Source organism: Streptomyces sp. MBT65, from assembly GCF_016612545.1.
Taxonomy (GTDB): domain Bacteria; phylum Actinomycetota; class Actinomycetes; order Streptomycetales; family Streptomycetaceae; genus Streptomyces.
In genome coordinates this window covers 13,981-39,282 of sequence record NZ_JAENRY010000160.1, presented here as the reverse complement: position 1 = coordinate 39,282, position 25,302 = coordinate 13,981, and the positions used below count along the sequence as shown (strand labels likewise).

The following is a 25,302-nucleotide window of genomic DNA, read 5'->3' as shown; positions in this document are numbered from 1 at the left end:
TGCGGCTCGGCAAGGGCCTTGAGGCACTCCCCGAGTTCCTCAAGGCCCTTGCCGAGCCGCAACGCGTCCGCCGCGTCGGCCAGTTTGACGTTCAGGAGGCGGTCGTAGGGGAGCTTGCTGCTGCCGACGTCCGCGCGGGCGATGACCTCCTCCAGGGAGTCGACCTGCATGACCGCGTCACGGTAGGCGCCCTTGGCGGGGAGGTCCTTGGGGAGTGAGCGGCCCGCCTTCTGGTACGCCTTGCGTTCCGCGCGGAGTTCCTGCTTCGCCGTCCGCTCCGCGGCCTTCGCGTCGTCGAGCTGGCTGCGCGCCTCCTTGCCCCCGGCCCGCGCGTCCTCCGCGTCGTAGGCGTAGAGACCGCGCAGCGCGTCCGCGATGGTGATCTTGTCGCCGGTCGACACCGGGTCCGTGACCTGCGCGTACAGCCCACGCAGGTTGTCCGCGGCGACCAGCCGGGCGTGCTGCGCGGTGTGCAGGACCTCCTTGCGGACCGTGTCGTACTCGGTCATCGCGGAGATGGCCTTCTGGTCGGCCGCGGTGGGTGGGTTCGCCGTGACCATGGGGAGGATCACGCCCTTGTCACCCATGGGCACACCCTTGCCCGTGGCGACGTGCTCCGCGTTCTGCAGTGCCGTCTCGCACGTGGACAGCGCGTCGGCGAGGGTGCCGAGGATGTCCCCGACCTCGGAGACGAGGCCGGCGAAGGCACCGGCCGTCAGCGCGTCCTCGCTCCACTGCGCGCGGAACTCCTCCGCCGCGTCGCCCTTCCACCCCGCGTCGTCGACGAGCGTCTCGACCGCGTTGGTCACCGGCCTTACGGCGTCGTCGAGTTGGGCCTTCACGTTCTTGTACGTCGTGGCCATCGTGTGCAGCCCGCCGATGTCGCCGCCGACCCAGCTGTCGCCCATCAGCCCTCCCCCACCATCAGGTCCTCGAACACCCCGTGGACGTCGACGTCGTGCCGGTGGAAGGAGTCCCGCGCGTACGCGACCTTATCGCCGTGGTCGTCCAGCCGGTCGGCGAAGCCGATGTGCAGGCCGAGGATGAGGTGGGCGACCTCCTTGATGGCGTCGTCGAGCCCGGGGTCACCGCCGCTCACCACGGGCGGGGAGACCTGGGGTCGCAGCTTGCGGTAGTCGGTGGCCTGGTCGTGGAAGGTCGTGGCCATCGACGTGAGGTCGCTCAGGACCGCCTTGAAGTCGGCCGACATCAGCGCACCTCCCGTGCGTACGCGGCCAGATCGGCCCGCCGCCAGTTGGGCCGCCCGGGGGCGACCCTCGGGTCGAGGAGGACGGTCGCGCCCCGCTCGCCCAGCGCCTCGGCCAGCGGCCCGATCGAGGTACCGACCCACGGCTGGGCCTCGCCGAACGCGGCCACCAGCTTCTCCACCGTGGTGAAGGCGTAGGCCGCGGTCAGGTGCGCCGGATGCTCGAACAGCTCGTAGACGACGAACGGCACCCGCACCGCCCGCCCGTCGTCGTCCACCGCGTCGACGTACCGGGGATGCGCCGGCACGAAGACGGGCGTCTCGTACGGCGGGACACCGGGCCGGGGTCCGGGCCGCCCGTCCGCTGCCGGACGCGATGGCGGCGCCGCCTCCGCGTAGTCGAGCAGACTCGACCGGCGCGCCTCGGGCACCCCCGTCGCCGCCGGCCCCTGTGTGTAGTCAAGAAGGCGTGAACGGTTCGGCTCCCCCACCGCCGGCTCCTCTTCCCCGTGATGGCCCGCGATCGCCCGTAGGTCGTCGTGGCCGCTGTGGACGTGTTCGCGCCATCACAGTAGCCACCGAGGAAGGTCCCAAATCCGGCTATGTCAGCCCTCCGAGCCCGTTGCATGCGCAATGCATACGGCCGCTTGGCCCCGGCCTGGCCATCCCTTGACCGGGAGATGACCAGGCCGAACCAGCGGCTCTACGACGGCTACAGCGCCCCCGCCAGATCAAGCGCCGCCACATACCCGAACGTCATCGCCGGACCGATCGTCGAGCCCGCGCCCGCGTAGCTGTGCCCCATCACCGCCGCACTCGCGTTCCCCGCCGCGTACAGACCGGGGATCACCGAACCGTCCGCCCGCAGCACCCGCGCCCGTGCGTCCGTCCGCATGCCGCCCTTGGTGCCGAGGTCGCCGGGGACGATGCGGAAGGCGTAGTACGGGGCCAGCCAGAGCGGGGCGAGGCAGGAGTTGGGGAGGATCGAGGGGTCCGTGTAGTAGTGGTCGTACGCGCTGTCGCCGCGCCCGAAGTCGGTGTCCTTGCCGCTCGCCGCAAGGGAGTTGAAGCGGCTGACCGTGGAGCGCAGGGCCGCCGCCGGGACCCCGATGGAGGAGGCCAGGGCGTCCAGCGTCCACGCCTTGTAGGCCGCGCCCGAGCTGTACCAGTCGTCGGGGAAGGTGAACGTCGGGAGGACGTCCTTGAAGAGGTACCGGTTGCGGTAGTTCTGGTCGACGATCAGCCAGGCCGGTATGTCCGGGGCGGTGCCGTCGCGGTCGTACATGATGTGGACGACATCGCTGTACGGCGCGGCCTCGTTGACGAAGCGGGAACCGGCCCGGTTGATCAACAGGCCGCCGGGGAGAGTGCGTTCGGCGAGGCAGAAGTACGGTGTGCCGGGCAGCGGGATGGTGGGTCCCCACCAGGCGTCGTCCATCAACGCCAGGTCCGCGCCCGCCCGTTGGCCCGCCCGGATGCCGTCGCCGGTGTTCTCCTTCGCGCCGACGGTCCAGTCCGTGCCGATGGGCTGGCGCTGGTACTGGGCGCGCATGGCCGCGTTGTGCTCGAAGCCGCCGGAGCCGACCACGACCCCGCGCCGGGCGCGCACGAGCCCGGCGGTCCCGCCGCTCGTGACGACGGCCCCGGTGACCGTGCCGTTCTCCGAGTACAGGTCCGTGAGCGGGGTGTTGAGCCACACCGGCACCTGCGCGGACTGGAGTCCGGCCCGCAGCCCGGCGGCGAGGGACTGCCCCATGGTGAGCGGCTTCTGCCCGAGCAGCGCGGCCTTGGTCCCCCGGGCCAGACACTCGGTGGCGACGGCCGCGCCCTTGACGCTCACCGCGGACAGGGCGAGCCACTTGTAGTCGGCGCTGAAGACGACCATGCCGCTCGGGACCGCCATGTACGGCGGGTTGAGGTGGGCGAGTTCGGCGCCGAGGATGTTCCCGTCGAGCTGATCGGGCTCTATGGAGCGGCCGTTGGGCAGCCCGCCCGTCAACTCCGGGTAGTAGTCGCTGTATCCCTCCATCCAGCGGAACCGCAGCGGGCTGTTCGCCATCACGAAGGAGATCATGGCGGGCCCGTGGGCGAGGAACGACTGGCGACGGTCGGCGGGCACATCGGTGCCGACGACGGCGGCGAGGTAGGCGGCTGCCTTCGCCGGGGTGTCCGGCACCCCGGCCGCGAGGATCACGGGATTGTTCGGGATCCAGATCCCGGCCCCCGAACGGGCCGCCGACCCCCCGAACGTCGGCGCCTTCTCCACCACCACGCAGCTGAGCCCCTGCTTGGCGGCGGTCAGCGCGGCCGTCATGCCGGCCGCTCCCGCCCCGATCACGACGACGTCGTAGGTACCGAGCAGCGGAAGGTCGGCGGCCCGCGCGGCGGACTGCCCCACCCCACCGACCACACCGAGCGCGGCGACCGCACCACCCGCCAACACACGTCTACGACCAGGAAGTTGAGCGCGATCGTCCGTACTCGGGGTCATGGTGGCTCCAGCCCGACGAGGAAATGGGCTGGGAATGTCGCGCGGGGGTCTTGTGAAGTCAATGACTAGGTAGCGTCCAGTAGTACGGCCCGGCAGTCGCGCCACGCCGGTTCGCTCAGCAGGGGCCGGAAACGGGCGAACAGGGCGAGGAGTCCGGGACCCCACTCGGCGCGGAAGGCCGGGTCCCGCGCGGCCAGGTCCAGTTCGTTCGCGACGGTCAACTCGGCGAAGTCCTCGCACAGGCCGGGTTCGGGGACCCGGCCTGTTCCGGTGAAGCGGTCGTGGAAGTGGTCCGCGAGGTTCGGGTACGAGGCCTTGCGGTCGCAGCTCGCGTAGAAGTACACGATCGCCTCCGCCTCGGGGCCGATCACCGCCCGCAGCTCGGCGCGACGGTCGAGCGGCAGCAAGGCCGTGGGAAAACCGTCGGTGCCGTAGAACGCGTGGCCCAGGCCCGCGAGTTGGAGCGCGGGGCGGGCGCCCCAGCCGGACAGCCGGGCGCGCACCCGCTCCAGGTGGGCGAGGAGCGTGCCGCCGGGATGGGGGACGGTGTCGGCGCCCAACCGGCGCAGCAGCTCCACCACTTGCCCGGTGCGTTCGGTCATGTGAGAACACCCCTGCCGTCGGCGTGAGTCGGCCGCCACCACGCTACTGCGCGTACAACTCCTCGATGTCCCGCGCGAAGTCCCGCATGACGACCTCCCGGCGGAGCTTCATCGACGGTGTCAGATGTCCGGCCGCCTCGGTGAAGTCGACCGGGAGGACGCTGAAGCGGCGGATGGACTCGGGGCGGGAGACCAGTTTGTTGGCGTCGTCGACGGCGCGTTGCAGGACCTCTCTCAACTCAAGGTCATCGACGAGGAGTTCGGCCGGTACCGGGTGCTTGCCGTTCATCTGGCGCCAGTGGGTGATGCCGTCGAGGTCGAGGGTGATGAGGGCGGCTATGTAGGGGCGGCGGTCGCCGACGACGATGCACTGGGCGATCAGCGGGTGGGAGCGGAGCCAGTTCTCCAGCGGGGCCGGGGCCACGTTCTTGCCGCCCGCGGTGATCAGGATCTCCTTCTTGCGGCCGGTGATGGTGAGGTAGCCCTCGTCGTCGAGGCGGCCGATGTCGCCGGTGGCGAGCCAGCCGTCGGGGGACGCGGGGGTCACCCCGTCGCCGTGCGGGTCCCAGTAGCCCCGGAAGACCTGGTTGCCGTGGAGGAGGATCTCGCCGTCCTGCGCGATCCGCACCCGGATGCCGGGCATCGGCCAACCCACCGTGCCCAGACGGGGTTTGAGCGGGGGCGTGCAGGTGGCCGCCGCCGTCGTCTCGGTCAGGCCGTAGCCCTCGAAGATCTCGATGCCCGCACCGGCGTAGAACGCGGCGAGCCGGCGGCCCAGCGGGGAGCCGCCGCAGATGACGTAACGGAGCTTGCCACCGAGGGCGTTGCGGATCTTGCGGTAGACGAGCGGGTCGTAGAAGGTGCGGGCGGTCTTGAGCGGGCGGCTCGGGCCCGATCCCTTGCCGGACTGGCCCGCCTCCTGCGCCTCGCCGTAGCGGCAGGCTACGTTCGTGGCGCGGTCGAAGACCTTGCCGCGGCCGCCCTTCTCCGCCTTCGCCCGCGCGTTGTTGAAGACCTTCTCCAGCATGTACGGAATGGCCAGCAGGAAGGTCGGCTGGAAGCTGGCCAGATCCGCCAGCAGGTCCTCGGACTTGAGGCTCGCGGCGTGGCCGAGGCGGACGCGGGCGCGGACGCACGCGATGGCGACCATCCGGCCGAACACATGGGAGTAGGGCAGGAAGAGGAGCGTGGAGGGCTCCTCGTTCGGCTTGTCCTTGAAGACGGGGTAGAGGAGTTCGATCGCGTTGTCGATCTCCGCGAGGAAGTTGCCGTGGCTGATCGCACAGCCCTTGGGGCGGCCCGTGGTGCCCGAGGTGTAGATGACGGTGGCGAGCGTGTCGGGCAGCAACACCCCACGCCGTACCGCGACTTCCTGGTCCGGGACGGTCCGGCCCAGCTCGGCCAGCCGCTCCAGGTGCCCCTTCTCGAAGACCCACATGTGGCGCAGGTCGGGCAGCCGGGGCGTTTCCGGGCCGAGCGACGACGCCTGCGCGACCGTCTCGGCGGCCATCGCCACCGCGCCCGTGTCCTGGAGGATCCAGCGGATCTGGAAGATCGAGGAGGTCGGGTAGATCGGGACGGTGACCAGGCCCGCGGCCCACGCGGCGAAGTCGAGGAGCGTCCACTCGTACGACGTCCGTGCCATGACCGCGATCCGGTCGCCCGGCGCGAGCCCCTCCGCGATCAGCCCCTTGGCGACGGCCTGCACCTGCTCGGCGAACTCGGCCGCCGTCACATCCACCCAACTCCCGTCCTCCGCCTGCCTGCTGAGGACCAGGTGGTCGGGGGCCACCGCCGCGTTCTCGAACGGCACGTCGGCGAGCGAGCCGTGCGTCGCCGGTGGCACCAGCGGCGGTACGGACACCTCCCGCACCACTCCGTCGAGCCGCCGGATCTCGGGCTCGACGAGTACGGGCGCGCCGTCGTAGTCGTGACTGGACGGGTACGCGAGGGACATGGCAGCTCCTGTGGCGTGCAGCTTGTACCGCTCTGCTGCATTAGGTACGCATGGCGCGTACCGAGGTGTTCATCCCGGCCCGCAGCCGGGGTGTTACCTCGGGTCAGGTCGCAGATCGTACGGGGCTCTCGTGGGGAGTTCGTGCGGTTTCGGGGGTGGTACCGGGCCGGGCCTGTGCAACCTCGGCGGGTTCGCGACGCTTTGTCAGCTCTGCGTCGGCCCTGCGTCTCCTGAACGTCACCCATGCACCCGCCATGAGTCGTCCGGCTCGTCCCACTTGGCCTTACCTGCGGTAACCTTACTGCGAAGTAAGCCGAAAAGAGCCGCCCAGGACACCACCCGGGAGTGGGACATGGCCAACCCCTATCCACCCCTCACCGACACCCCCGCGCTCACCCCGCTCCTCCTCCGCGGCGCCCTCCTCTCTCCCTTCAAGCGGCCCCGCCCCGACGCCGAGTTCCCCCGCACCCGCCTCGTCCTGCCCGGCGTCCGCGTCAACCTGGCCAAGCTGGCCGCCTACGAACGCGTCTGCGGCTTCCCCACCGGCGACGACGCCCTCCCCGTCACCTATCCGCACGTCCTCGGCTTCCCCCTCGCCATGCGCCTGATGAGCTGCCGGGCCTTCCCGCTCCCCCTGCTCGGCCTGGTCCACACCTCGGTGGAGATCACCCGGCACACGGCGGCACCGGCCACGGGGAACTACGAACTCACGGTCTACGTCGACGAGTTGGCCCCGCACCGACGGGGCACGGAGGCGACGGTCGCGACGGAGATGCGGGTCGGCGGCGGGGGCGCGGCCACGGGTGACATCGGGCCCGGGGGCGCGGGCAAGCTCGTGTGGGAGTCGCGGAGCACCTACCTCGCCCGGCACCACCGCCCCGACGCACGGACGCCCGAAGTCCCGGAAGCGCGGGGCGTGTTGCCCGCCGTCGCCGAGTGGCGGCTCGGCGAGGACGTCGGCCGGCGCTACGGTGCCGCGTCCGGCGACCGCAACCCCATCCACCTCCACCCGCTCACCGCCCGCCTCTTCGGCTTCCCACGGGCCATCGCGCACGGCATGTGGACGGTGGCACGCTGCCTGGCGGCACACGGGACGCCCGAATCGGCGTATGTGCGGGCGGAGTTCAGGGCGCCGGTGCTGTTGCCCGGGGTGGTGGAGTACGCGGCGGAAGGTGACCGCTTCCAGCTTCGGAGCGGGGAGCGCGTCCATGTGGACGGGGTCGTGCGGCCGCTCACATCATGAGCGCTCGGCGTCGGCCGTGCCCGGTGGTGTCCAGGGGCGGCCCTCCATCAGGCCGCCAAGACCCGCCCACGCGAAGTTCATCAGGGTGGCCGCCGCCTGCTTGGCGGTGATGCCCTCGGTCGCGTTGGACCAGGCCGCCAGGGACTCGGCGGCGCCTACCAGGGCCTCGGCCAGGCCGGACACCTCACGGTCGGCGAGGTCGGGGTCGCGGTGGGCCTCGCGGGCGGCGACCGCGATCAACTGGGTGACGAACGCGACGAGTTCGGCGCGCATCGCCGCCACCTCGGCCGCGAAGGGCTCGCCGTGGGTGCGGGCCTGGAGGTGCAACACGGCCCAGCCGTCCGGGTGTTGCGCGGTGTGCGAGAAGAACGCCCGCAGCCCGTCCCAGAGTTGCCGGTCGGCCGCCGACCCGGTGTCCACGCCGGCCCGTACGGACTCGGTGAGCGCCTGGCCCTCACGCCGGATGCACGCGGTGAACAGGTCTTCCTTCGAGTTCAGGTAGAGATACACCAACGGCTTGGACACGCCCGCGAGTTCGGCGATCTCGTCCATCGACGCGGCCATGTAACCGCGCTGCCCGAAGGTCTGCACGGCGGCGTCGAGCATCTGCTGCTCACGGACCGCACGCGGCATCCGCTTGGTCTTCAGGGCACCCATGGGGGCAAGGGTAGTTCGCCCCAGGCGTCAGGAAGTCTGACCCTGTGGACCGACGGCGTCCGCCGTCTCGTCCTCCTGGCTGCGGTTGGCGTCCAGGTTCGCCTTCATCCGGTCGACCCGCTCGACGATCTGCACGGAGGCCCGGTCCCGCACCCCGCGCAGCACCACGAAGCTGATCGGCGCCGAGATCACCAGCGCCAGCAGCACGATCCACATGCCGTTGGACTCACCGAAGCCGCGCGGGAAGACGCCGAGGTAGACGAGGCCCCAGACGACTCCGAGGCAGCCCGCGAAGACCCCGAGGCGCCACAGTGTGTAGCGGAACATCTCAATCCACTCTTCCGATTCGGGACAAGGGCATCCATCAGTGAAGCACGGTGCCGCACGGATCTTGCAAGGGGGTCACAGCAGTGGCAGCAGCATGAAGATGTCGTCCCGGTCGTCCCCCGGCGCCACCCGGATCGCGCCGGGCACCCGGCCGACCTCCTTGTAGCCGCAGGAGCCGTAGAACCGCTCAAGGCCGTGCCCGCCCCGGCAGGTGAGGCGGATGGCTTCGACGCCGTCGAGGCCGCGGGCGGCGGTCTCGGCGGCGGCCAGCAGGTCCCGCCCGTAGCCCTTGCCCTGGTGGCGGGGGTGGACCATCACCGTGTACAGCCACAGCCAGTGCAGCATCAGCCGGTGGGTGTTGAACGCGAGGAACACGGTCGCGGCGACCGTGCCCGTCTCGTCCCGGCCGACCAGCAGCCGGGTCCGCCCCTCCGCCATCGCGACGAAGTGCTTCACCAGCTCGGGCCGTATCTCGTCCACCGTCACCGGTGCGACGAACCCGACCGAGCCGCCCGCGTTCGAGACGTCCGCCCACAGCGTGAGGATCTCCTCGCGCAGGGCAGGGGATATCGCGGGGTCCAGTTCAAAAGTCAGCGTCATGTCGGAAAACCGTGTTCACACCCGCATCGGCTGCGGGGACTCGCGCCGCGCCGGGTCCGGGCCGTCGTACTCGCGGATGATCTCGTAGCGCGTGTTCCGCTCGACCGGCTGGAAACCGGCGTCGCGGATCAGGTCGAGGAGGTCGTCGCGGGTGAGCTTGTTCGGGGTGCCGTAGTTGTCGGCGTCGTGCGTGATCTTGTACTCGACGACCGAGCCGTCCATGTCGTCCGCGCCGTGCTGGAGGGCGAGTTGGGCGGTCTGGACGCCGTGCATGACCCAGAAGACCTTGACGTGCGGGACGTTGTCGAACAGGAGCCGGGAGACCGCGAAGGTCTTGAGAGCCTCCGCACCCGTCGCCATCTGCGTCCGCGCCTGGAGCCGGTTGCGGACCTTGCCGTCCTTCATGTCCACGAAGTCGTGCTGATAGCGCAGCGGGATGAAGACCTGGAAACCGCCGGTCTCGTCCTGGAGTTCACGCAGCCGCAGCACGTGGTCCACGCGGTGACGCGGCTCCTCGATATGGCCGTAGAGCATGGTGCACGGGGTCTTCAGACCCTTCTCGTGCGCCAGCCGGTGGATGCGCGACCAGTCCTCCCAGTGCGTGCGGTGGTCCACGATGTGCTGGCGGACCTCCCAGTCGAAGATCTCCGCGCCGCCGCCGGTGAGGGATTCGAGGCCCGCGTCGATCAACTCGTCGAGGATCTCACTCGCACTCAGCCCGGAGATGGTCTCGAAGTGATGGATCTCCGTCGCCGTGAAGGCCTTCAGCGAGACGTTCGGGAGGGCCTTCTTCAGCTCGCTCAGGGAGCGCGGGTAGTAGCGCCACGGGAGGTTCGGGTGGAGGCCGTTGACGATGTGCAGCTCGGTGAGGTTCTCGCCCTCCATCGTCTTCGCGAGGCGGACGGCCTCCTCGATGCGCATCGTGTATGCATCCTTCTCGCCCGGCTTGCGCTGGAACGAGCAGTACGCGCAGGACGCGGTGCACACGTTGGTCATGTTGAGGTGGCGGTTGACGTTGAAGTGGACGACATCGCCGTTCTTCCGCGTCCGCACCTCGTGCGCCAGCCCGCCCAGCCAGGCCAGGTCGTCCGACTCGTACAGCGCGACGCCGTCCTCGCGGGACAGCCGCTCACCGGAGCGGACCTTCTGCTCCAGCTCGCGCTTGAGCCCGACATCCATGCCCATACCTCTTCCTAAGACAGACTCGGTCAACCGTACGCCTACGACTCTTCGGGCAGCTCTCCGACCCGGTTCTCCCACTTCGTGGAGAGCACGATGGTCGTACGGGTACGGGAGACGCCCTTGGTCCCGGACAGCCGCCGGATGGTCTTCTCCAGCCCGTCCACGTCCGGTGCCCGCACCTTGAGCATGAACGAGTCCTCGCCCGCGATGAACCAGCAGTCCTCGATCTCGCTGAGGTCCTTCATCCGGCGCGCCACGTCCTCGTGGTCGGCGGCGTCGGAGAGCGAGATGCCGATCAGGGCGATGACGCCGAGGCCGAGGGAGGCCGAGTCGACGGTCGCGCGGTAGCCGGTGATGACACCGGCCGCCTCCAGCCGGTTGATGCGGTCGGTGACACTGGGTCCCGACAGGCCGACGAGGCGCCCCAGCTCCGCGTAGGAGGCCCGGCCGTTCTCTCTCAGGGCCTGGATGAGCTGCCTGTCCACCGCGTCCATGCGATCGATTGCCTTCCGGTGATGACGATGACGAATGTGCCGATGAAGCTGAATGTGCCGATGCCGTACGTCAGTTGACGGTGCGGGAGCCCCCGAGGTCGCCCGTCCACCGCCGGTACAGACCGTGCGCGACGCCCGCCGAGTCCAGGACCCGCCCGGCGACGAAGTCCACCAGGTCCTGGATGTGGGTGGCTCCGGCGTAGAACCCGGGTGAGGCCGGCACCACGGCGGCACCCAGGTCGTCCAGGGTCACGAGGTGCCGCAGCGTCTGCCCGTTCAACGGCGTCTCGCGTACGGCGACCACCAGGGGCCGGCGCTCCTTGAGGGTCACGCTCGCCGCCCGCTGCAACAGGTCCTTGCTCAGCCCGAGGGCGACCCCCGCGACACACGCGGTCGACGCGGGCACGACGATCATTCCCTTCGAGGGGTACGACCCCGAGGACGGGCCCGCCGCGAGGTCGCCCGCGCTCCAGTGCCGTACGGCGTCGGTGTCGAGGGCGGGATGGAAGGTGCCGGGCTTGCCGTCGGCGCCGCGGGCCAGCCATTCGCGCAGGTCGTCCTGCCAGTGGGCGTCCCGGAACGAGATCCCCGTCTCGTCCAGGAGCGTGAGCCGGGACGCGCGGGACACCACGAGGTCGACGCTCTCGCCGGCGTCGAGGAGCGCGCGCAGCACGGCAGCCGCGTATGGGGTGCCGGAAGCGCCGGACACCCCTACGATCCAAGGCGTACGCCGCGTCTCTCCTGGCTTGACTGGGTTCACGACACCGAGCCTAGCTGGCGTCGCGGGGCGGGAACCGGGCAAGGGTGCCGGGGCGTTCTTCTGTGGGGACGAGTGGACCGCGAGTGGACCGTGGGGGGTGCCATGTCCGGTACGGAGTCGGAGTGGTCGCAGGGCGACCGTGCGAAGGCCGCGGCCAAGCTGATGGTGGGCTGGGTCGGGCTGTTGTGGCTGCTCGAAGTGGTGGACGTGGTGAGCGGCCATGCCCTCGACAGCTTCGGAATCGTCCCGCGCGTGCCGTCCGAGCTGATCGACATCATCCCGGCCGCGTTCATCCATTTCGGCTTCGCGCATGTCGCCGCGAACAGCGTCCCGCTGCTGGTGTTCGGTTTCCTGGCGGCGCTGGGCGGTATCCGCCGCTTCGTGGCCGTCAGCGCGCTGATCATCGTCGCGGACGGTCTGGGCGTGTGGCTGATATCCCCGGCCCACACCAACACGGCGGGTGCGTCGGGCTTGATCTTCGGCCTCTTCGGCTTCCTCCTGATCACCGGCTTCGTCGAACGCCGCCCGCTCGGCATCGCTGTCGGCCTGCTCGTCGGCGCGGTCTGGGGCACGTCGATCCTGCTCGGCCTGGCCCCGACCCAGTCGGGGGTCAGCTGGCAGGGGCATCTGATCGGGCTGGTGGCGGGGGTGGGGGCGACCTTCGTGTTCCGGCGGCGCACTCCCGTTGAGCAGCGCGGCGCGCTGAGCGCGTAAGGAGCCCCGCACCGACTGGCGTGCGCGCGACGCGCCCCGCGCTCAGCCCCCGCTCAGACCGTCAGCCCCCGCACCAGCAGATCCAGCAGCGCGCACACGAACAACGCGATCCCGATGAACCCGTTGACGCTGAAGAACGCCCTGTTCAGCCGCGAAAGATCATGCGGCCGGACGATCGAGTGCTCGTACACGAACGCGCCCGCGACGATCAGCAGGCCGAACCAGAAGAACGCGCCCGCGCCGGTGGCCGCTCCGTACCAGGCGAGGAGGGCGGTCGTGATCGCGTGGCAGATCCGCGCGCCCCAGATGGACGCCGGGATGCCGAAGCGCGCCGGGACCGACATGACGCCGATCTCACGGTCGGTCTCGATGTCCTGGCAGGCGTAGATCAGGTCGAAACCGCCGATCCAGATGCCGACGGCGAGGCCGAGGATCACCGCGTCCCAGGACCACTCGCCGGTGATCGCCAGCCAGCCGCCGATCGGCCCCATCGCCTGGGCGAGACCGAGGATGGCCTGCGGGAAGTTCGTGAACCGCTTGCCGTAGGGATAGACCACCATCGGGATCACCGCGATGGGGGCCAGGGCCAGGCAGAGGGGGTTCAGGAGCGCGGCCGAGCCGAGGAAGACGACCAGCGCGACGAGCGCGCCCGTCCACGCGTGCTTGACCGTCATCGCACCGGTGACCAGCTCGCGGTGCGCGGTGCGCGGGTTACGGGCGTCGATCTCCCGGTCGATGATCCGGTTCACCGCCATCGCGAACGTGCGCAGCCCCACCATGCAGATGGTGACCAGCAGCAGCCGCCCCCAGTGGATGTTCCCGTCCAGCCGGAACATCGCGGTCAGCGCGGCGATGTAGGCGAAGGGCAGGGCGAAGACGGAGTGCTCGATCATGACGAGGCGTAGGAACGCCTTGGTGCGCCCCGGCTGCGGGATCGCGGCTGACGCGCTGCTCACAGGCCGTACTCCTTCCACCGGCGGTCGACCTTCGCCGCCGTCTCCGGGTCGGACAGCACCATCTCCGGCCAGCCGCCGTCCCGCGTGTAGCCCTCCTCGGGCCACTTCCTCGTCGCGTCGATCCCCGCCTTGCCACCCCAGAACTGCTGGTAGGAGGCATGGTCGAGATGATCGACGGGTCCTTCCACGACCGACAGGTCCCGGGCGTAGTCCGTGTTGCCCAGCGCCCGCCACGCGACCTCGTGCAGATCGTGGACGTCGCAGTCGGCGTCGACGACCACGATCAGCTTGGTCAGGGACATCATGTGCGCACCCCAGACCGCGTGCATCACCTTCTGGGCGTGCTTCGGGTACTTCTTGTCGATGGAGACGATCGCGCAGTTGTGGAATCCGCCCGCTTCGGGCAGGTGGTAGTCCACGATGTCCGGCACGATGATCTTCAGCAGCGGCAGGAAGAACCGCTCGGTCGCCCGTCCCAGCGGTCCGTCCTCCGTCGGAGGCCGCCCTACGACGATCGACTGAAGCAACGGCCGCTTCCGCATCGTGACGCAGTCGATGGTCAGCGCGGGGAAGGGTTCCTGCGGGGTGTAGAACCCGGTGTGGTCCCCGAACGGCCCCTCCGGCAGCATCTCGCCGGGTTCCAGCCACCCCTCGATGACGACCTCGGCCTGCGCCGGCACCTGCAACGGCACGGTCTTGCAGTCGACCATCTCGATCCGCTTGCCCGCGATGAACCCGGCGAACAGGTACTCGTCGATGTCACCGGGAAGGGGCGCGGTGGAGGCGTACGTCACGGCGGGCGGACACCCGAAGGCGATCGCGACCGGCAGCCGCTCTCCGCGCCGCGCCGCGACCTGGTAGTGGTTCCGGCTGTCCTTGTGGATCTGCCAGTGCATGCCGATGGTGCGCTTGTCGTGCCGCTGGAGCCGATAGAGCCCGAGATTGCGGATACCGCTCTCCGGGTCCTTGGTGTGCGTGAGCCCGAGGTTGAAGAAGGACCCACCGTCCTGAGGCCAGGTGAAGAGAGCGGGCAGGGCGTCGAGATCGACATCGTCCCCCTCGAGGACGACCTCCTGCACGGGCGCGTCCTTGACCTTCTTCGGCGGTACGTGGGTCATCGACCCCAGCTTCCCGAAGGCGTCCCGCACCCCCACGAACCCCTGCGGCAGCTCGGGCCGCAGCAACCCGCCGATCTTGTCGGAGATATCGCCGTACGACTTCAGCCCGAGGGCCTTCAGCAGCCGCCGGTCGGTCCCGAAGACGTTCATGGCGAGGGGCATCGCGGACCCCTTCACCTTCTCGAAGAGAAGCGCGGGCCCACCGGCCTTCTGGACCCGGTCGACGATCTCCCCGACCTCCAGATAGGGGTCCACCTCGGCCTTGATGCGCTTGAGGTCTCCCTCGCGCTCCAGTGCCCTGAGCAGGGAGCGAAGATCGTCGTAAGCCATGTGTCCAAGTATCTGCCACCCGCTAACCTGACCCCGTCACCGGGGCCGCCACACCACTCAGGAGAATCTCGCCGCCATGCTCAGGTATCTGCCGTTCCTGCTGGTACTGGCTCTGTGGATCTACGCCTTCGTGGACTGTCTGAACACGCCCGAGGAGGACGTACGGGGCATGCCGAAGCTGGCGTGGGTGTTCGTCATCCTGCTCTTCGGCGAGGTGCTGGTGGGCCCGATCGCCTGGCTGATCGCGGGCAGGGCGCGGCGCGAGCCGGCCGGGGCGCAGGGCGCGCAGGGCCGGTGGATCGCGCCGGACGACAACCCCGAGTTCCTGAAGTCCCTGAACAAGGACGACCCCAAGCCGGACCCGAAGACGGAGCAGTAGTCCCGCGGGAGGAGCCGTGGTCCCGAGGGATACGTGCAGGTTGTACGCCGCCGGGCGCCCCGATGCGGACAATGCGCCTCTGGGCCCGGACCGGCAGGAACCGGACACTTACCTCGCATGACGACTGCTCCCGCCGAACCGACCGGCACCCTCGCCCCCGAATACGGTGACAAGGTCATCGCCGTAGAGACGGCCGGTGCCGAGCCCATCCCCGATGCCGAACGGCACGGCAGCCCGCTCCAGCTCCTCTGGACCTGGGCCTCCCCGAACATCGAGTTCGCGACCGTCTACATCGGCGTGATCGCGGTTCTCTTCTTCGGCCTGAGCTTCTGGCAGGCGACCGCGGCGATCGTCCTGGGCACGGCCCTCGGCGCGATCACGCAGGGCTACCTCTCCCTGGACGGCCCGCGCTTCGGCGTCCCGCAGATGGTGATCGGCCGCTTCTCCTTCGGCTTCCGCGGCAACATCATCCCGTCGGCGGCCAACGGCCTTGTGGCGGGCGTCGGTTGGTTCGCGGTGAACAGCGTGAGCGCGGCGTTCGCGCTCAACACGCTCACCGGACTGCGCCCCCTCCCGTCCCTGCTGCTCGTGGTCGTGGCCGAGATCCTCATCGGCTTCATCGGCCACAACTTCGTGCACACCTTCGAGAAGTACGCGTTCCCGGCGCTGGCGGTGATCTTCCTGCTGGCCGGTGTGTGGACCTTCAAGGACGCGCACCTGGGCGGAGGAGGCACGGGCGGCGGCATCGGCGGCTTCCTCCTGGCCTTCAGCGCGGCCTGGGGCTACGCGGCGGGCTGGAACCCGTACGCCACGGACTACGCGCGCTATCTCCCGCGTACGGCGAACAAGTTCAGGACGGTCCTGTACCCGGCGGTCGGCCTGTTCGTGTCGGTGACGTTCGTGGCAGTGATGGGCGCGGCCTCGGCAACATTGCTGGCGCCCAAGGACGCAACGCCCACGGCGGCCTTCACCGGCCATCTCCCGTCCTGGCTCGCCGACTTGGTGCTGATCGCGATCATCCTGGGCGCGATCTCGGCGAACGCCCTGAACGTCTACTCCGGAGCGATCTCCCTCACCGCGCTGGGCCTGAAGCTCCCCGCGTGGCTCAACCGCAGCGTCCTGGTGGTGGTGTCGGGCGTGGCCGGTACGGCGGCGGCGTGGGCGTCACTGTCCGACGCGGGTTCGGCGTACGAGGCGTTCCTGCTCGTCATCGCGTACTGGGTGGCCCCGTGGCTCGGCGTGGTCCTGGTGGAACGCTGGTTCCAGTCCCGCACACCCACCGAAGACCTGGCCCCTCGCCTGACCGACCCGACCTTCACCAACTGGCCGGGCCTGGCAGCCCTGTTGATCGGCGTAGCGGTCTCGGTCCCCCTCTTCTCCAACCAGGAGGACTACCACGGCTACGTCCCGAAGCACTGGCCGTCCTTCGGCGACAGCACGCCGATCGTGGGGTTCGTGCTGAGCGCGGTGCTGTATGTGGTGCTGCGGTCGGTACTGAAGCCGAAGGGTCAGCGCACCCAGCCACCGGTGAGGGTCTGAACAGCGGAGCCGTCGGGGTCGGCGAGGGAGGTGGCCACGAAGTCGCGGGCCCACTGCGAGGTCTGGACGCGGAAGGGCGGGTGGGCGGCGGTCAGGGCGTCGACGATCGGGGCGGCCGCCTCGGCCGGGCTCTGGGCGTTGCCGAACGACTGCTGGGTGCGGGCGATGTAGGCCTGGAGCGCCGGGCCGTAGGGACCGGCGGCGGCGAGCAGGGCCGGGACGTCCAGGCCGAGGTTGGCGACGAACTCGCTTGCCACCGCACCGGGTTCGACCACGGTGACGCCGACGCCGACGGTCGCGGCGACCGGCGCGAGGGACTGCATGAAGCCCTCGACGGCGAACTTGGCCGCGCAGTACGCCTCGTTGAAGGGCTGGCCGACGGCGCCGCCGACGCTGCTGACGGTGATCACCCGGCCCTTCGACGCGCGGAGGTGCGGCAGGGCGGCCCGGGTCATCGCCACCACGCCGAAGAAGTTGACCTCCATGGCCGCGCGGACGTCCTCGACGCTGCTCTGCTCGATGGTGCCGACCTGGGCCGCGCCGGCGTTGTTGACCAACGCGTCGAGACGGCCGTGCTCGGCGACGACCTCGTCCAGACAGACGGCGAGGCCGGCGGTGTCGGTCACGTCCAGGCGCCTGACCTGGACGCGGTTCGCGACGCCCGCCTCGGCGGCGGCCTTGAGCAGGGCGTCCGCCTTGCCGGTGTCGCGCATGGTGGCGACGGTCGTCCAGCCCGCCCGGGCGGTGCCGACGGCCGTGGCCAGACCGATGCCGGAGGACGTACCGGTGATCAGAACCGTCTTCGGAGAGGTCATGAGGGTCTTCCTTGCCTGGAGGTACGACGGGCCCGTGTTCAGCACGTGACGCGGTTCATTCTGCCCGCAGTACGAGTTCCAGCAGTCCCGGGAACCGGTCCTCGAACTCGTCCCTCCGCAGCCGGTTGACCCGCTTGGGCCCTTCGTCGCGCTGCTCGACGATCCCGGCCCCCCGCAGCACGGCGAAATGATGACTCAACGCGGCCTTGCCGACGGGCACGTCGAAGCTGCCGCAACTGCGCGACCAGTCCTCGGATCCCGCCAACTCCCTTACGAGGGTGAGGCGTACGGGGTCGGCGAGCGCGGCGAGGGCGGTCTGCACGGGGACATCGTCGGGGTGGGCGTGCTCGGGAGCGGCCCGATGACTGCCAATGTTCCGCTGCGCCATGTCCGCCTCCCGCCTGCTCCCCCACTTGCCGACTGTTCGATGAAAACCATACACTCGCGAGTGTTCGCTTTTCATTGAACAGTCGAGCGGGGAGTGCGGCATGCGCGCGGTCGAGATCCAGGAGTTCGGCGGTCCCGAGGTCCTCAAGGTGGTGGAGACGGAGATCCCCCGACCCGGCCCCGGCCAAGTCACCATCGACGTGGCGTACACCGGGGTGAACTTCGCCGACCTCAAGGCGCGGGGCGAGGGATACCGGGTGCCAAGTCTCCCTTTCGTACCGGGACTTGAGGTCTCGGGGCGAGTACGGGAGCTCGGCACCGGCATCGACGACCTCACCGTGGGCCAGGAGGTGGCGGCCCTGACGGCGGGCGGCGCGTACGCGGACGTGGCCGTCGCCGACGCGGTGACCGTCTTCCCGCTCCCCGAGGGCGTCGACCTCCGCACCGCCGCCACCCTCCCCACCGTCCTCCCGACCGCGTACGCCCTCGTCCACTCGGTGGGCCGACTGCACCCCGGCGAGACGCTCCTCGTACAGGGTGCGGCGGGCGGAATCGGCACGGTGGTGGGGCAGTTGGCGCGGGCGGCCGGGGCGGGTTCCGTGTACGGGGTCGTATCGAGCCCGGCGAAGGCGGAGTTCGCGCGCGGGTACGGCTACGACGAGGTGTTCGTGGGCGAGTTCGAGGCACCGGTGCGGGCGGCGACGAGCGGTCGCGGGGTAGATCTCGCCCTTGACCCGGTCGGCGGCGAGACCCTCCAGCGCAGCCTGGCCTCCCTTGCGACCTTCGGCCGCCTGGTCTCCTTCGGCAACGCGAGTTCGGCGGAGCCGTGGCGAGTGGGCCAGCCCGAGTTGTACCCCGGCGCGCTGTCGGTGTCCGGCTTCTCGATCCTCACACTCGCGAAGACCGACCCGGCGGCGCTACGAGCGCTGACCGAGCGGGCGTTCGCGACGGTGGCCGACGGGTCCGTGTCATTGCCGGTGACTGCGGAGTTCGGTTTGGAGGAGGCGGCGGAGGCGCATCGGGTGATGGGGGCGCGGACCAGTACGGGGAAGTTGTTGATCAGGGTGGGGAACTGAGGGGTGGTTGTTCAGTGGGGGCTGGCCGCGCAGTTCCCCGCGCCCCTAAAAAAGCGGCGCTACACCGAGCCTGTTCTCTCTGGAAGCCGGGATCATTTCTAACCGGTCAAAGGCTGCGACGGTGGTTAGTTTCACCCCCAGCCTCCAGCACCCACCCACCGCTCACCGCTCACCCGCCCGCCGTAAGCCGCTGATCCAGCCCGGTGTGCAGGCGAGACGTGAGCGCGCCCCTCCACTCCGGCCCGCAAGGCAGTACAGGCAAGGGAGTTCACAGGTCGGCCACCCGTTCCTCAGGGCCGCTCGCTCGCTTCTGAAACGGGCTGGAGCGGACCGAGTCAAGGGTGGAGCGCAGCGGAATCGGCGCAGCCGACGCGACCGCAGGGAGCGCCCTTTACTCGGGCCGCGGAAGCCCGACACTGGCAAAGAAGCGAGTGGCCCAACGCCCACATTCCAACGGGCGGAACACCAACAAGGCCCCGCGTCACGACAACGCCAGAACGCAGAACTCGTGGCCTTCCGGATCCGTCAAGCACGTCCACGGAACATCGCCCTGACCGACGTCGAGATCGGTCGCGCCCAGATCACGGAGCCGGTCGACCTCCGCCGCCTTGTCGTCACCGGGATACGGCAACAGATCGAGATGGATACGGTCCGGCACGGTTTTCACGCCCGGCGTGCGGAGGAACTCCAGATACGGCCCGACCCCCTTGCCCGAGCGCAACGACGCGTGATCGTCGGCCACTTCACACACGCTCCAGTCCGTCGCCTCGCCCCAGAACCGGGCCATCGCCCGCGGATCCACACAGTCGATCACCACTGCCGCGATCGGCCCGGTGTCGAGGTAGATCTCCCGAGGCTCCAGCACACAGAACTCGTTGCCCTCCGGATCGGCGAGGACAGTCCACGGAACATCGACCTGACCAACCTCCACGGGCGTCGCGCCGAGAGACCGCAGACGCTCGATCAACTCCGCCTGATGGGTCGTAGAGACGGTGGCGAGGTCAAGATGCAGACGGTTCTTCGTCGACGTCTTGGGTTCGGGAACAGGAACGAGATCGATACCGAGACCAAGCGGCTCGGGCCAGACAAGACCGCCGCCGGGCCCCACGTAGGTAGTCACGCCGGGGCTGACAACACCCCACCCGAGCGCCTCCGCCCAGAACCGACCGACCGCCAAGCCGTCAACAGCCTTGATATTCACCTGAACAGGACGCAGGGCCATGCCGACGATCCTAGACACCAGCCCAGTCCGAGCGCCGGGCCCACGGCCATCCGTATCCCCCGAGACTGACGGACGCGGGCCCAGCGAACACCAAGTCTGGACCGCCGAATGATCAGACCGGAAGAGGATTCCAGAAATCTGCTCTAGAAATTCACTCCAGAACCCGCTCCCCCTACGCTGTCCCGCATGAGCCCCAAGCAACAACGCGGCGAGGTCACCGCAGACCTGATCCTCGACGCCGCGCTGCGCCTGTTCGCGGAGCAGGGTGAACAGGGCCTCACCGTCAGCGCAGTGACCAAGGCCAGCGGTGTCAGCCTCGGCAGCCTGTACCACCACTTCGGCAGCCTGGACGGCCTGTTCGACGCGCTGGCGGAACGGTGGTTGAGCCGCCTGCTGGGCGAGTTGGTGACGGCGCTCCAGGCGACCCGCACCGCCCGCACGGGCATCCGCGCGATCGTACGGACGTATCTCACCTTCGCCCGCGAACACCGCGACGCCGCCCTGCTGTTGCACTCCGCGAGAACCGACCAGCGGAACATGACCCAGGCCAGGGAACTGCGCGACTCCCAGGAGGCCCGGCTGTCGGTGTTCGCCCTCTGGATCCAAACCCATGTCGAATCAGGCGAGTTGGCGCCGCTGCCGCTCCCCCTGATCGAGTCCCTAGTCCTGGGCCCGTTGGTCGGCGTGATCCGCCGCTGGCTCTCCGGCGTCGACGACATCGAACCCGACCTCGACGAGGCCGCCCGCATCCTCCCGGACCGGATCTGGCGCTCGGTCGCCGCGAACCCCAAGTGACCAGCAGAAACGGCCTCTCCTACGCCTACGCCACCGTCCGCAAGCCCCGTACCTGAGCCGCCCCCATCCCCCGCACCACCCGATGCGCACACACCGCCGCCAGCAACTCCCCCAGCAGATCAGGGTCGTCGATCTCCAGACCGAGCAACGACTCGATGCGTTCGAGGCGTTGATAGAGGGACTGGCGGCCGATATGAAGCAGGGCAGCCGTGCGGGTCGGGGAACAGCCGTGGCGCAGATGGACCTCCAACGTCCGCACCAGGTCACTGGGATGCGCCGCCTCCCACGCCAGCAGCGGGCCCAGCGCGTGCTGCACGAGCCGGGCCAGCCGGTCGCGGTTGGTGTCGATGCCGCCCCGCGTCAGCTCCCGTTCCAGCGCCAGCGCCCGCGCCGAGGTCACCAACGGGCCGTCAGGCAGGGCGGGTTCGGCCGACGGGACCGTCAGGGCCAGCTCCAGTGTCGTACGGGCCGCCCGTAGCGTGTCGCTCCAGCGGAGCCAGCCGCTGCCCGCCTCGACCGCGTGGCCGACCGCGACGGTCAGCCCGGGGTCGGCAGCCGTACGGAACGCGTCCTGGACGGTACGGATGGGGTCGCCGGAGACGGAACCCGGTAGGGCCAGCAGCGCCAGGACGTCGCCCGGGAACGCCGCCCGCAGCGCACTCGCCCCGCCCAGCAGCCGTACCGCCCGGTCCACGGCCGTCACATCCCGAGCGGCCCCGTGCACGGAGACGCCGATCAGACGGGCGCCGGGGCCGGGGTGGAAGCCGGCCAGGGCCGCCCGCGCCTCGACCTCGGGCTGGTTCAGCGCGGCCCGGTCCGCGAGGTCGGCCAGGAGCGCGGCCGTGTGGTCGTCGCCCCACGGTCGTACGACGGAACGGCCGGACAGGCCCCGGGCGACGATCGCCCGGTTGGCGGCCTCGGTGATCCGCACGAAGGGGACGACCCGGTGCAGGGCGAGCAGGGGCAGGCCCAGGCGGCGGGCCTCGTCCGTGACCTCCGGTGGCATCGTCGGGAGCGAGCGGCCGACCTCCACCGCCAGGCCGGAGGCCCCGCGCGCCGCCAGTTCACGGACGTAGCGGCGGCGGATCTCGGCATCCGTGTCGGTGAGGCCGAAGCCGTTGGTGAGGAGGAGTTCGCCGCCGTCGAGGAAGTTCGCGCCCTCGTAGACCTCGCTGGAGTGGACCCAGCGCACGGGGCGGTCGAGGGCCGCCTCGCCGGCGAGGAGTTCGGGTTCGGCGGCGCGGACCGGGTCGAGGGCCAGGACCTCACGGAGGGTGAGTGCGGGCACGGGTACCTCCAGAGGCGCGGACAGTTCGTCCGGGTACGGGTTGCGGGGAGAGTACTTTCCGCACGTTGCCCTCGTGTTTCGGCCACTGGAGAGTGGGAGCCATGAACCGCATCGATCAGGCACAGGCACGGACCTGGCTCGCCACCGCCGTCGCGGAGGCCCGCGCCGGGCTCGCCGCGGGCGGCATCCCGATCGGCGCCGCGCTCTACGGCGCCGACGGCACCCTGCTGGGACGCGGCCACAACCGGCGCGTCCAGGACGACGACCCCTCGATGCACGCGGAGACGGCAGCGTTCCGGGCGGCGGGACGGCAGCGGTCGTACCGCGGGACGACCATGGTCACGACCCTCTCGCCGTGCTGGTACTGCTCGGGGCTGGTGCGGCAGTTCGGTATCTCGCGGGTCGTAGTCGGCGAGGCGGCCACCTTCCACGGCGGGCACGACTGGCTCGCCGAGCACGGTGTGGAGATCGTCCTCCTCGACGATCCCGAGTGCACCGGGCTGATGCGCGACTTCATCAAGGACAACCCGGAACTCTGGAACGAGGACATCGGCAGTGGTGTGGAACGAGGACATCGTTGACCGCTCCCCTCTCCCGAGGGAGGGGATTCCTGGCTCAGGCAGCCTCCTGGAGCGGCGCTCCACGAGGTCTTACGCCGTCGACACCAGCCGGGGCCAGACCAGCCCGGACGAGCATCACGCGCGCGGAGTTCTTGTCCCTGGGGGACACGAGCCCGCACGCGGTGCAGGTGTAAGTGCGTTCCGACAACGGCAGCGCGTGCTTGGCTCTCGCTCCGCACCTACCGCAGTCCATGGTGCTGTACGCGGGGTGCACCAGTCGTACGTCCCGCCCATGTTTGCGCCCCATCTCCAGCAGGGCCTTCTTCGTGGCACCGATGGCGGCATCGGCCGCCTTCCGCGCCATCAAACTTCTGGCGAGGAACTTTGCCTTGAAGTCCTCCACCGCGATCACATCATGATCGCGGACCACTTTCTTGGCCCACTTGCGACCACTGTCCTGCCGCCGTCGAGCGATCTTCTGGTGCGCCTTCGCGCGCAGTTTCGTGGCCTCGCGGTAACCCTTGGAAGCTGCCTGTCCCTTCGGGCGTCGGCGGCGGGCCATCATCCGGTCATACTTGGCCAACTTCGCTTTGGCTTTCCAACCGTGTTCCGCGTGAGGAAGATCGTGCGCGTCGCTGGTGGTGGTCGCAGTGTCTCTCACCCCCCAGTCGACGCCGATGACAGCGCCGGTGGCGGGAAGCGACTGGACCTCTGCGGGCACAACGAACGATGCGTACCAGTGGCCGATGTTGTCGCAATACACACGCACGCTGGACGGATCAGCGGGCAGCGACCGCGACCACACCACCGTCAACGCGATCCCACCTGCGACGTGGAGCCTGCCTCCCTCAAGCCGAAATCCGCGCCGGGTGTAGTTCAGCGTCGGCGGCGCCTCCCGCTTCCTTTTGTGCTTGGGCATGCCGGCCCGCTGCTTGATGGGCAACCGGTCCTTGATGTCCTTGAGCGCCTTCGCCCGGGATTTGGCGAAGTCACGAATGACCTGCTGCTGCGGCACCGAGGCGCCCTCAGCCAGCCACCTGGTGGAGGCTCGGGCCTCAGTCAGCATCTTGTCCAGGCGCGCCGGTCCGCACTTCTCGTCCTCGGCGTAGGCCTTCTTGGATCGGGCTACGCACTCGTTCCAGATCCACCGACATCGGTCCCACTCCGCCAACAACGCAGCCTGAGCGGTCGTCGACACACGCAGGCGATAGGTGTGCCGGGCATATCCGGCCTCCAACCCTCCTTGCGGTGTCATCATGACACCACTTTACCACTATGCTGTGCGCTATGGATCACGAAGCTCGCATCACCCTCAGGTTGCCTACCGACCTCCACACGTGGTTGGTCGCCGAGGCAAAGTCCGCCCGCAGGTCCCTCAACTCCGAAATCGTTTACCGCCTGGAGGGCGAGCGCGCCGCCGCTGAGGCGGACAGCACATCGCCCTGAGGCCGAATCACCCTTCCCCGCCGCGCTCAGCAGGCACTCGCCCTCCCGGTCCGAAGACCGGGACGCTCCCGGAGGTTCTCCGTGACTACTCCAACCCCTCGTATCCCGACGATCGATCTCCGCCCCTGGATCGAGGGGGACGAGGAGACGCGGAAGGACATCGCCCGTACCGTCGACGGCGCCCTCCAGACGGCCGGGTTCCTGCTGGTCACGGGGCACGGGGTCGACCCGGCGCTGCGGTCCCGGATCCGGGAGGCCGCCCGGTCCTTCTTCGCGCTGCCGGCCGGTGTCAAAGAGCCGTACAGCGCCAAGGTGGGTGGGCGTGGGTGGCTCGGGCCCGGGGCCGAGGCCAACGGGTACTCGGAGGGGACCGAGACCCCGCCCGATCTGAAGGAGTCGCTGACCTTCGCCACCCACCGGCCCTTCGCGGACCCGGTGATCAACGCGGAGTGGTACGCGCCCAATGTGTGGCCGGCGGAGATCCCGGAACTCCAGGAACTCTGCGAGGAGTACCTGGACCGGATGGGCGAGCTGGAGAAGCAGCTGCTGTCGCTGCTCGGGGTCGCGCTCGGGCTCGAGCCCGACTTCTTCTCCCGGCACATGGACCATCCGACGTACGGGTTCAACATCAACTGGTACCCGGGGACGGAGGTCGTCGGGGAGCCGGAGCCGGGGCAGTTCCGGATCGGGCCGCACACCGACTTCGGGACCGTGACCATCCTCGACCGGCAGGCCGGGAAGGGGGGTCTTCAGGTCTTCACCGACGAGGGCGGCTGGGAGGACGCGCCGTTCGACGCCGAGGCGTTCACCATCAACATCGGTGATCTGATGGCCCGTTGGACCGGGGACCGGTGGCGGTCGGGACGGCACCGGGTGCTGCCGCCGCCCGCCGACGCGCCCGCCGAGGAACTGATGTCGCTCGTCTACTTCGGCGAGTGCACCCCGGGCACGCTCGTGGAGTCCGTGCCCGCGCCGGTCGGACGGGTGGCGTACGACGCCGTCGACTCGCATGTCTATCTGCGGGAGAAGCTCGACTCGATCACCGTCGACTGAGTCCTCCACTCAGAAGTCCGCCGTTCCGACATTTTCGTAACCCAACGGACACCGCTCGACCTAGTCCGAACCAACTCCCCCTATTTACCCTGGTGTTGGTAGAA

General features: G+C 69.6%; 28 protein-coding genes. 9 read left to right on the top strand and 19 right to left on the bottom strand.

What is annotated here, in order from left to right; genetic code table 11:
- The 6 genes from JHN63_RS31205 to JHN63_RS31180 form a co-directional block, all read right to left on the bottom strand.
- A partial coding sequence (locus JHN63_RS31205; protein ID WP_200686924.1) for a WXG100 family type VII secretion target occupies positions 1-908 on the bottom strand: 908 nt, incomplete at its 3' end.
- Complete coding sequence (locus tag JHN63_RS31200) at positions 908-1,210, bottom strand: DUF6317 family protein (RefSeq protein WP_200686922.1); 303 nt, start codon at positions 1,208-1,210, stop codon at positions 908-910. The genes JHN63_RS31200 and JHN63_RS31205, both read right to left, overlap by 1 nt.
- Positions 1,210-1,698, bottom strand: a complete 489-nt coding sequence (locus JHN63_RS31195) for an SAV_915 family protein (RefSeq protein WP_307782021.1) — start codon at positions 1,696-1,698, stop codon at positions 1,210-1,212. Before JHN63_RS31195 ends, JHN63_RS31200 begins: the two co-directional genes overlap by 1 nt.
- A gap of 221 nt (positions 1,699-1,919) precedes the next feature.
- Positions 1,920-3,698 (bottom strand): 3-oxosteroid 1-dehydrogenase, encoded by a 1,779-nt coding sequence (gene kstD / locus JHN63_RS31190; protein ID WP_200686920.1) that lies wholly within the window; start codon positions 3,696-3,698, stop codon positions 1,920-1,922.
- Between the two features lie 65 nt (positions 3,699-3,763).
- On the bottom strand, positions 3,764-4,300 hold the full coding sequence (locus tag JHN63_RS31185; protein WP_200686918.1) for a DUF6817 domain-containing protein: 537 nt from the start codon (positions 4,298-4,300) through the stop codon (positions 3,764-3,766).
- Between the two features lie 43 nt (positions 4,301-4,343).
- Positions 4,344-6,257, bottom strand: a complete 1,914-nt coding sequence (locus JHN63_RS31180) for a long-chain fatty acid--CoA ligase (protein WP_200686916.1) — start codon at positions 6,255-6,257, stop codon at positions 4,344-4,346.
- A gap of 352 nt (positions 6,258-6,609) precedes the next feature.
- Here JHN63_RS31180 and JHN63_RS31175 point away from each other — a divergent pair, with 352 nt between their 5' ends.
- Complete coding sequence (locus tag JHN63_RS31175) at positions 6,610-7,500, top strand: MaoC/PaaZ C-terminal domain-containing protein (RefSeq protein WP_200686914.1); 891 nt, start codon at positions 6,610-6,612, stop codon at positions 7,498-7,500.
- Here the strand turns inward: JHN63_RS31175 and JHN63_RS31170 are convergent.
- The 6 genes from JHN63_RS31170 to JHN63_RS31145 all read right to left on the bottom strand — a co-directional run bounded on the left by JHN63_RS31170 (position 7,495) and on the right by JHN63_RS31145 (position 11,469).
- Positions 7,495-8,157 carry a TetR/AcrR family transcriptional regulator gene (locus JHN63_RS31170; RefSeq protein ID WP_200686912.1) on the bottom strand — a complete coding sequence of 221 codons (663 nt, stop codon included), beginning with the start codon at positions 8,155-8,157 and terminating at the stop codon, positions 7,495-7,497. The two genes, JHN63_RS31175 and JHN63_RS31170, sit on opposite strands and share 6 nt — an antisense overlap.
- 27 nt (positions 8,158-8,184) lie before the next feature.
- Positions 8,185-8,484: a DUF4229 domain-containing protein gene (locus JHN63_RS31165; protein ID WP_200686910.1), complete on the bottom strand. Its 300-nt coding sequence runs from the start codon at positions 8,482-8,484 to the stop codon at positions 8,185-8,187.
- 75 nt (positions 8,485-8,559) lie between these two features.
- A complete protein-coding gene (locus tag JHN63_RS31160) occupies positions 8,560-9,084 on the bottom strand; it encodes a GNAT family N-acetyltransferase (protein WP_200686908.1) in 525 nt (174 codons plus the stop codon).
- Positions 9,085-9,099: 15 nt separating this feature from the next.
- Entirely contained in the window at positions 9,100-10,263 is a 1,164-nt protein-coding gene (gene mqnE / locus JHN63_RS31155; protein ID WP_200686930.1) for an aminofutalosine synthase MqnE, read from the bottom strand.
- Between the two features lie 41 nt (positions 10,264-10,304).
- Positions 10,305-10,760, bottom strand: a complete 456-nt coding sequence (locus tag JHN63_RS31150) for an Lrp/AsnC family transcriptional regulator (protein ID WP_200686906.1) — start codon at positions 10,758-10,760, stop codon at positions 10,305-10,307.
- Positions 10,761-10,830: 70 nt separating this feature from the next.
- Positions 10,831-11,469, bottom strand: a complete 639-nt coding sequence (locus tag JHN63_RS31145) for a UbiX family flavin prenyltransferase (protein ID WP_307782020.1) — start codon at positions 11,467-11,469, stop codon at positions 10,831-10,833.
- Positions 11,470-11,622: 153 nt separating this feature from the next.
- On the opposite strand from JHN63_RS31145, the gene JHN63_RS31140 reads away from it, so the two are divergent.
- The gene (locus JHN63_RS31140) at positions 11,623-12,234 is read left to right on the top strand and encodes a rhomboid family intramembrane serine protease (protein WP_200686902.1); all 612 of its coding nucleotides are present in this window, start codon (positions 11,623-11,625) and stop codon (positions 12,232-12,234) included.
- A gap of 53 nt (positions 12,235-12,287) precedes the next feature.
- Here JHN63_RS31140 and mqnP read toward each other — a convergent pair whose 3' ends face one another.
- Positions 12,288-13,190 carry a menaquinone biosynthesis prenyltransferase MqnP gene (gene mqnP / locus JHN63_RS31135; protein ID WP_200686900.1) on the bottom strand — a complete coding sequence of 301 codons (903 nt, stop codon included), beginning with the start codon at positions 13,188-13,190 and terminating at the stop codon, positions 12,288-12,290.
- Positions 13,187-14,638: a menaquinone biosynthesis decarboxylase gene (locus JHN63_RS31130; protein WP_200686898.1), complete on the bottom strand. Its 1,452-nt coding sequence runs from the start codon at positions 14,636-14,638 to the stop codon at positions 13,187-13,189. Before JHN63_RS31130 ends, mqnP begins: the two co-directional genes overlap by 4 nt.
- A 76-nt stretch (positions 14,639-14,714) precedes the next feature.
- Between JHN63_RS31130 and JHN63_RS31125 the strand changes: the two genes are divergently transcribed.
- The gene (locus JHN63_RS31125) at positions 14,715-15,017 is read left to right on the top strand and encodes a PLD nuclease N-terminal domain-containing protein (RefSeq protein WP_200686896.1); all 303 of its coding nucleotides are present in this window, start codon (positions 14,715-14,717) and stop codon (positions 15,015-15,017) included.
- Positions 15,018-15,134: 117 nt separating this feature from the next.
- Positions 15,135-16,556 carry a cytosine permease gene (locus tag JHN63_RS31120; RefSeq protein WP_200686894.1) on the top strand — a complete coding sequence of 474 codons (1,422 nt, stop codon included), beginning with the start codon at positions 15,135-15,137 and terminating at the stop codon, positions 16,554-16,556.
- On the opposite strand, the gene JHN63_RS31115 is transcribed toward JHN63_RS31120, so the two are convergent.
- Both JHN63_RS31115 and JHN63_RS31110 read right to left on the bottom strand, forming a co-directional pair.
- Complete coding sequence (locus tag JHN63_RS31115; RefSeq protein ID WP_267953824.1) at positions 16,526-17,413, bottom strand: SDR family NAD(P)-dependent oxidoreductase; 888 nt, start codon at positions 17,411-17,413, stop codon at positions 16,526-16,528. The genes JHN63_RS31120 and JHN63_RS31115 overlap by 31 nt on opposite strands.
- A 13-nt stretch (positions 17,414-17,426) precedes the next feature.
- Complete coding sequence (locus tag JHN63_RS31110; RefSeq protein WP_200686886.1) at positions 17,427-17,759, bottom strand: helix-turn-helix transcriptional regulator; 333 nt, start codon at positions 17,757-17,759, stop codon at positions 17,427-17,429.
- A gap of 100 nt (positions 17,760-17,859) precedes the next feature.
- Here JHN63_RS31110 and JHN63_RS31105 point away from each other — a divergent pair, with 100 nt between their 5' ends.
- Complete coding sequence (locus JHN63_RS31105; RefSeq protein ID WP_200686884.1) at positions 17,860-18,834, top strand: zinc-binding dehydrogenase; 975 nt, start codon at positions 17,860-17,862, stop codon at positions 18,832-18,834.
- A 481-nt stretch (positions 18,835-19,315) separates the two neighbouring features.
- Here JHN63_RS31105 and JHN63_RS31100 read toward each other — a convergent pair whose 3' ends face one another.
- Entirely contained in the window at positions 19,316-20,056 is a 741-nt protein-coding gene (locus JHN63_RS31100) for a VOC family protein (protein ID WP_200686882.1), read from the bottom strand.
- A 186-nt stretch (positions 20,057-20,242) separates the two neighbouring features.
- On the opposite strand from JHN63_RS31100, the gene JHN63_RS31095 reads away from it, so the two are divergent.
- A complete protein-coding gene (locus JHN63_RS31095; protein WP_200686880.1) occupies positions 20,243-20,851 on the top strand; it encodes a TetR/AcrR family transcriptional regulator in 609 nt (202 codons plus the stop codon).
- Positions 20,852-20,876: 25 nt separating this feature from the next.
- Here the strand turns inward: JHN63_RS31095 and JHN63_RS31090 are convergent, their stop codons facing one another.
- Positions 20,877-22,139 (bottom strand): PucR family transcriptional regulator, encoded by a 1,263-nt coding sequence (locus tag JHN63_RS31090; RefSeq protein WP_200686878.1) that lies wholly within the window; start codon positions 22,137-22,139, stop codon positions 20,877-20,879.
- A gap of 101 nt (positions 22,140-22,240) precedes the next feature.
- Between JHN63_RS31090 and JHN63_RS31085 the strand changes: the two genes are divergently transcribed.
- On the top strand, positions 22,241-22,720 hold the full coding sequence (locus JHN63_RS31085; protein WP_200686876.1) for a nucleoside deaminase: 480 nt from the start codon (positions 22,241-22,243) through the stop codon (positions 22,718-22,720).
- A gap of 34 nt (positions 22,721-22,754) precedes the next feature.
- Here JHN63_RS31085 and JHN63_RS31080 read toward each other — a convergent pair whose 3' ends face one another.
- Positions 22,755-23,954 carry an RNA-guided endonuclease TnpB family protein gene (locus JHN63_RS31080; RefSeq protein WP_200686928.1) on the bottom strand — a complete coding sequence of 400 codons (1,200 nt, stop codon included), beginning with the start codon at positions 23,952-23,954 and terminating at the stop codon, positions 22,755-22,757.
- Positions 23,955-23,974: 20 nt separating this feature from the next.
- Between JHN63_RS31080 and JHN63_RS31075 the strand changes: the two genes are divergently transcribed.
- Together JHN63_RS31075 and JHN63_RS31070 are read left to right on the top strand one after the other, a co-directional pair.
- Positions 23,975-24,145 (top strand): Arc family DNA-binding protein, encoded by a 171-nt coding sequence (locus tag JHN63_RS31075; RefSeq protein ID WP_307782019.1) that lies wholly within the window; start codon positions 23,975-23,977, stop codon positions 24,143-24,145.
- Positions 24,146-24,226: 81 nt separating this feature from the next.
- Complete coding sequence (locus tag JHN63_RS31070) at positions 24,227-25,198, top strand: isopenicillin N synthase family oxygenase (protein ID WP_200686872.1); 972 nt, start codon at positions 24,227-24,229, stop codon at positions 25,196-25,198.
- Positions 25,199-25,302: the final 104 nt, after the last annotated feature.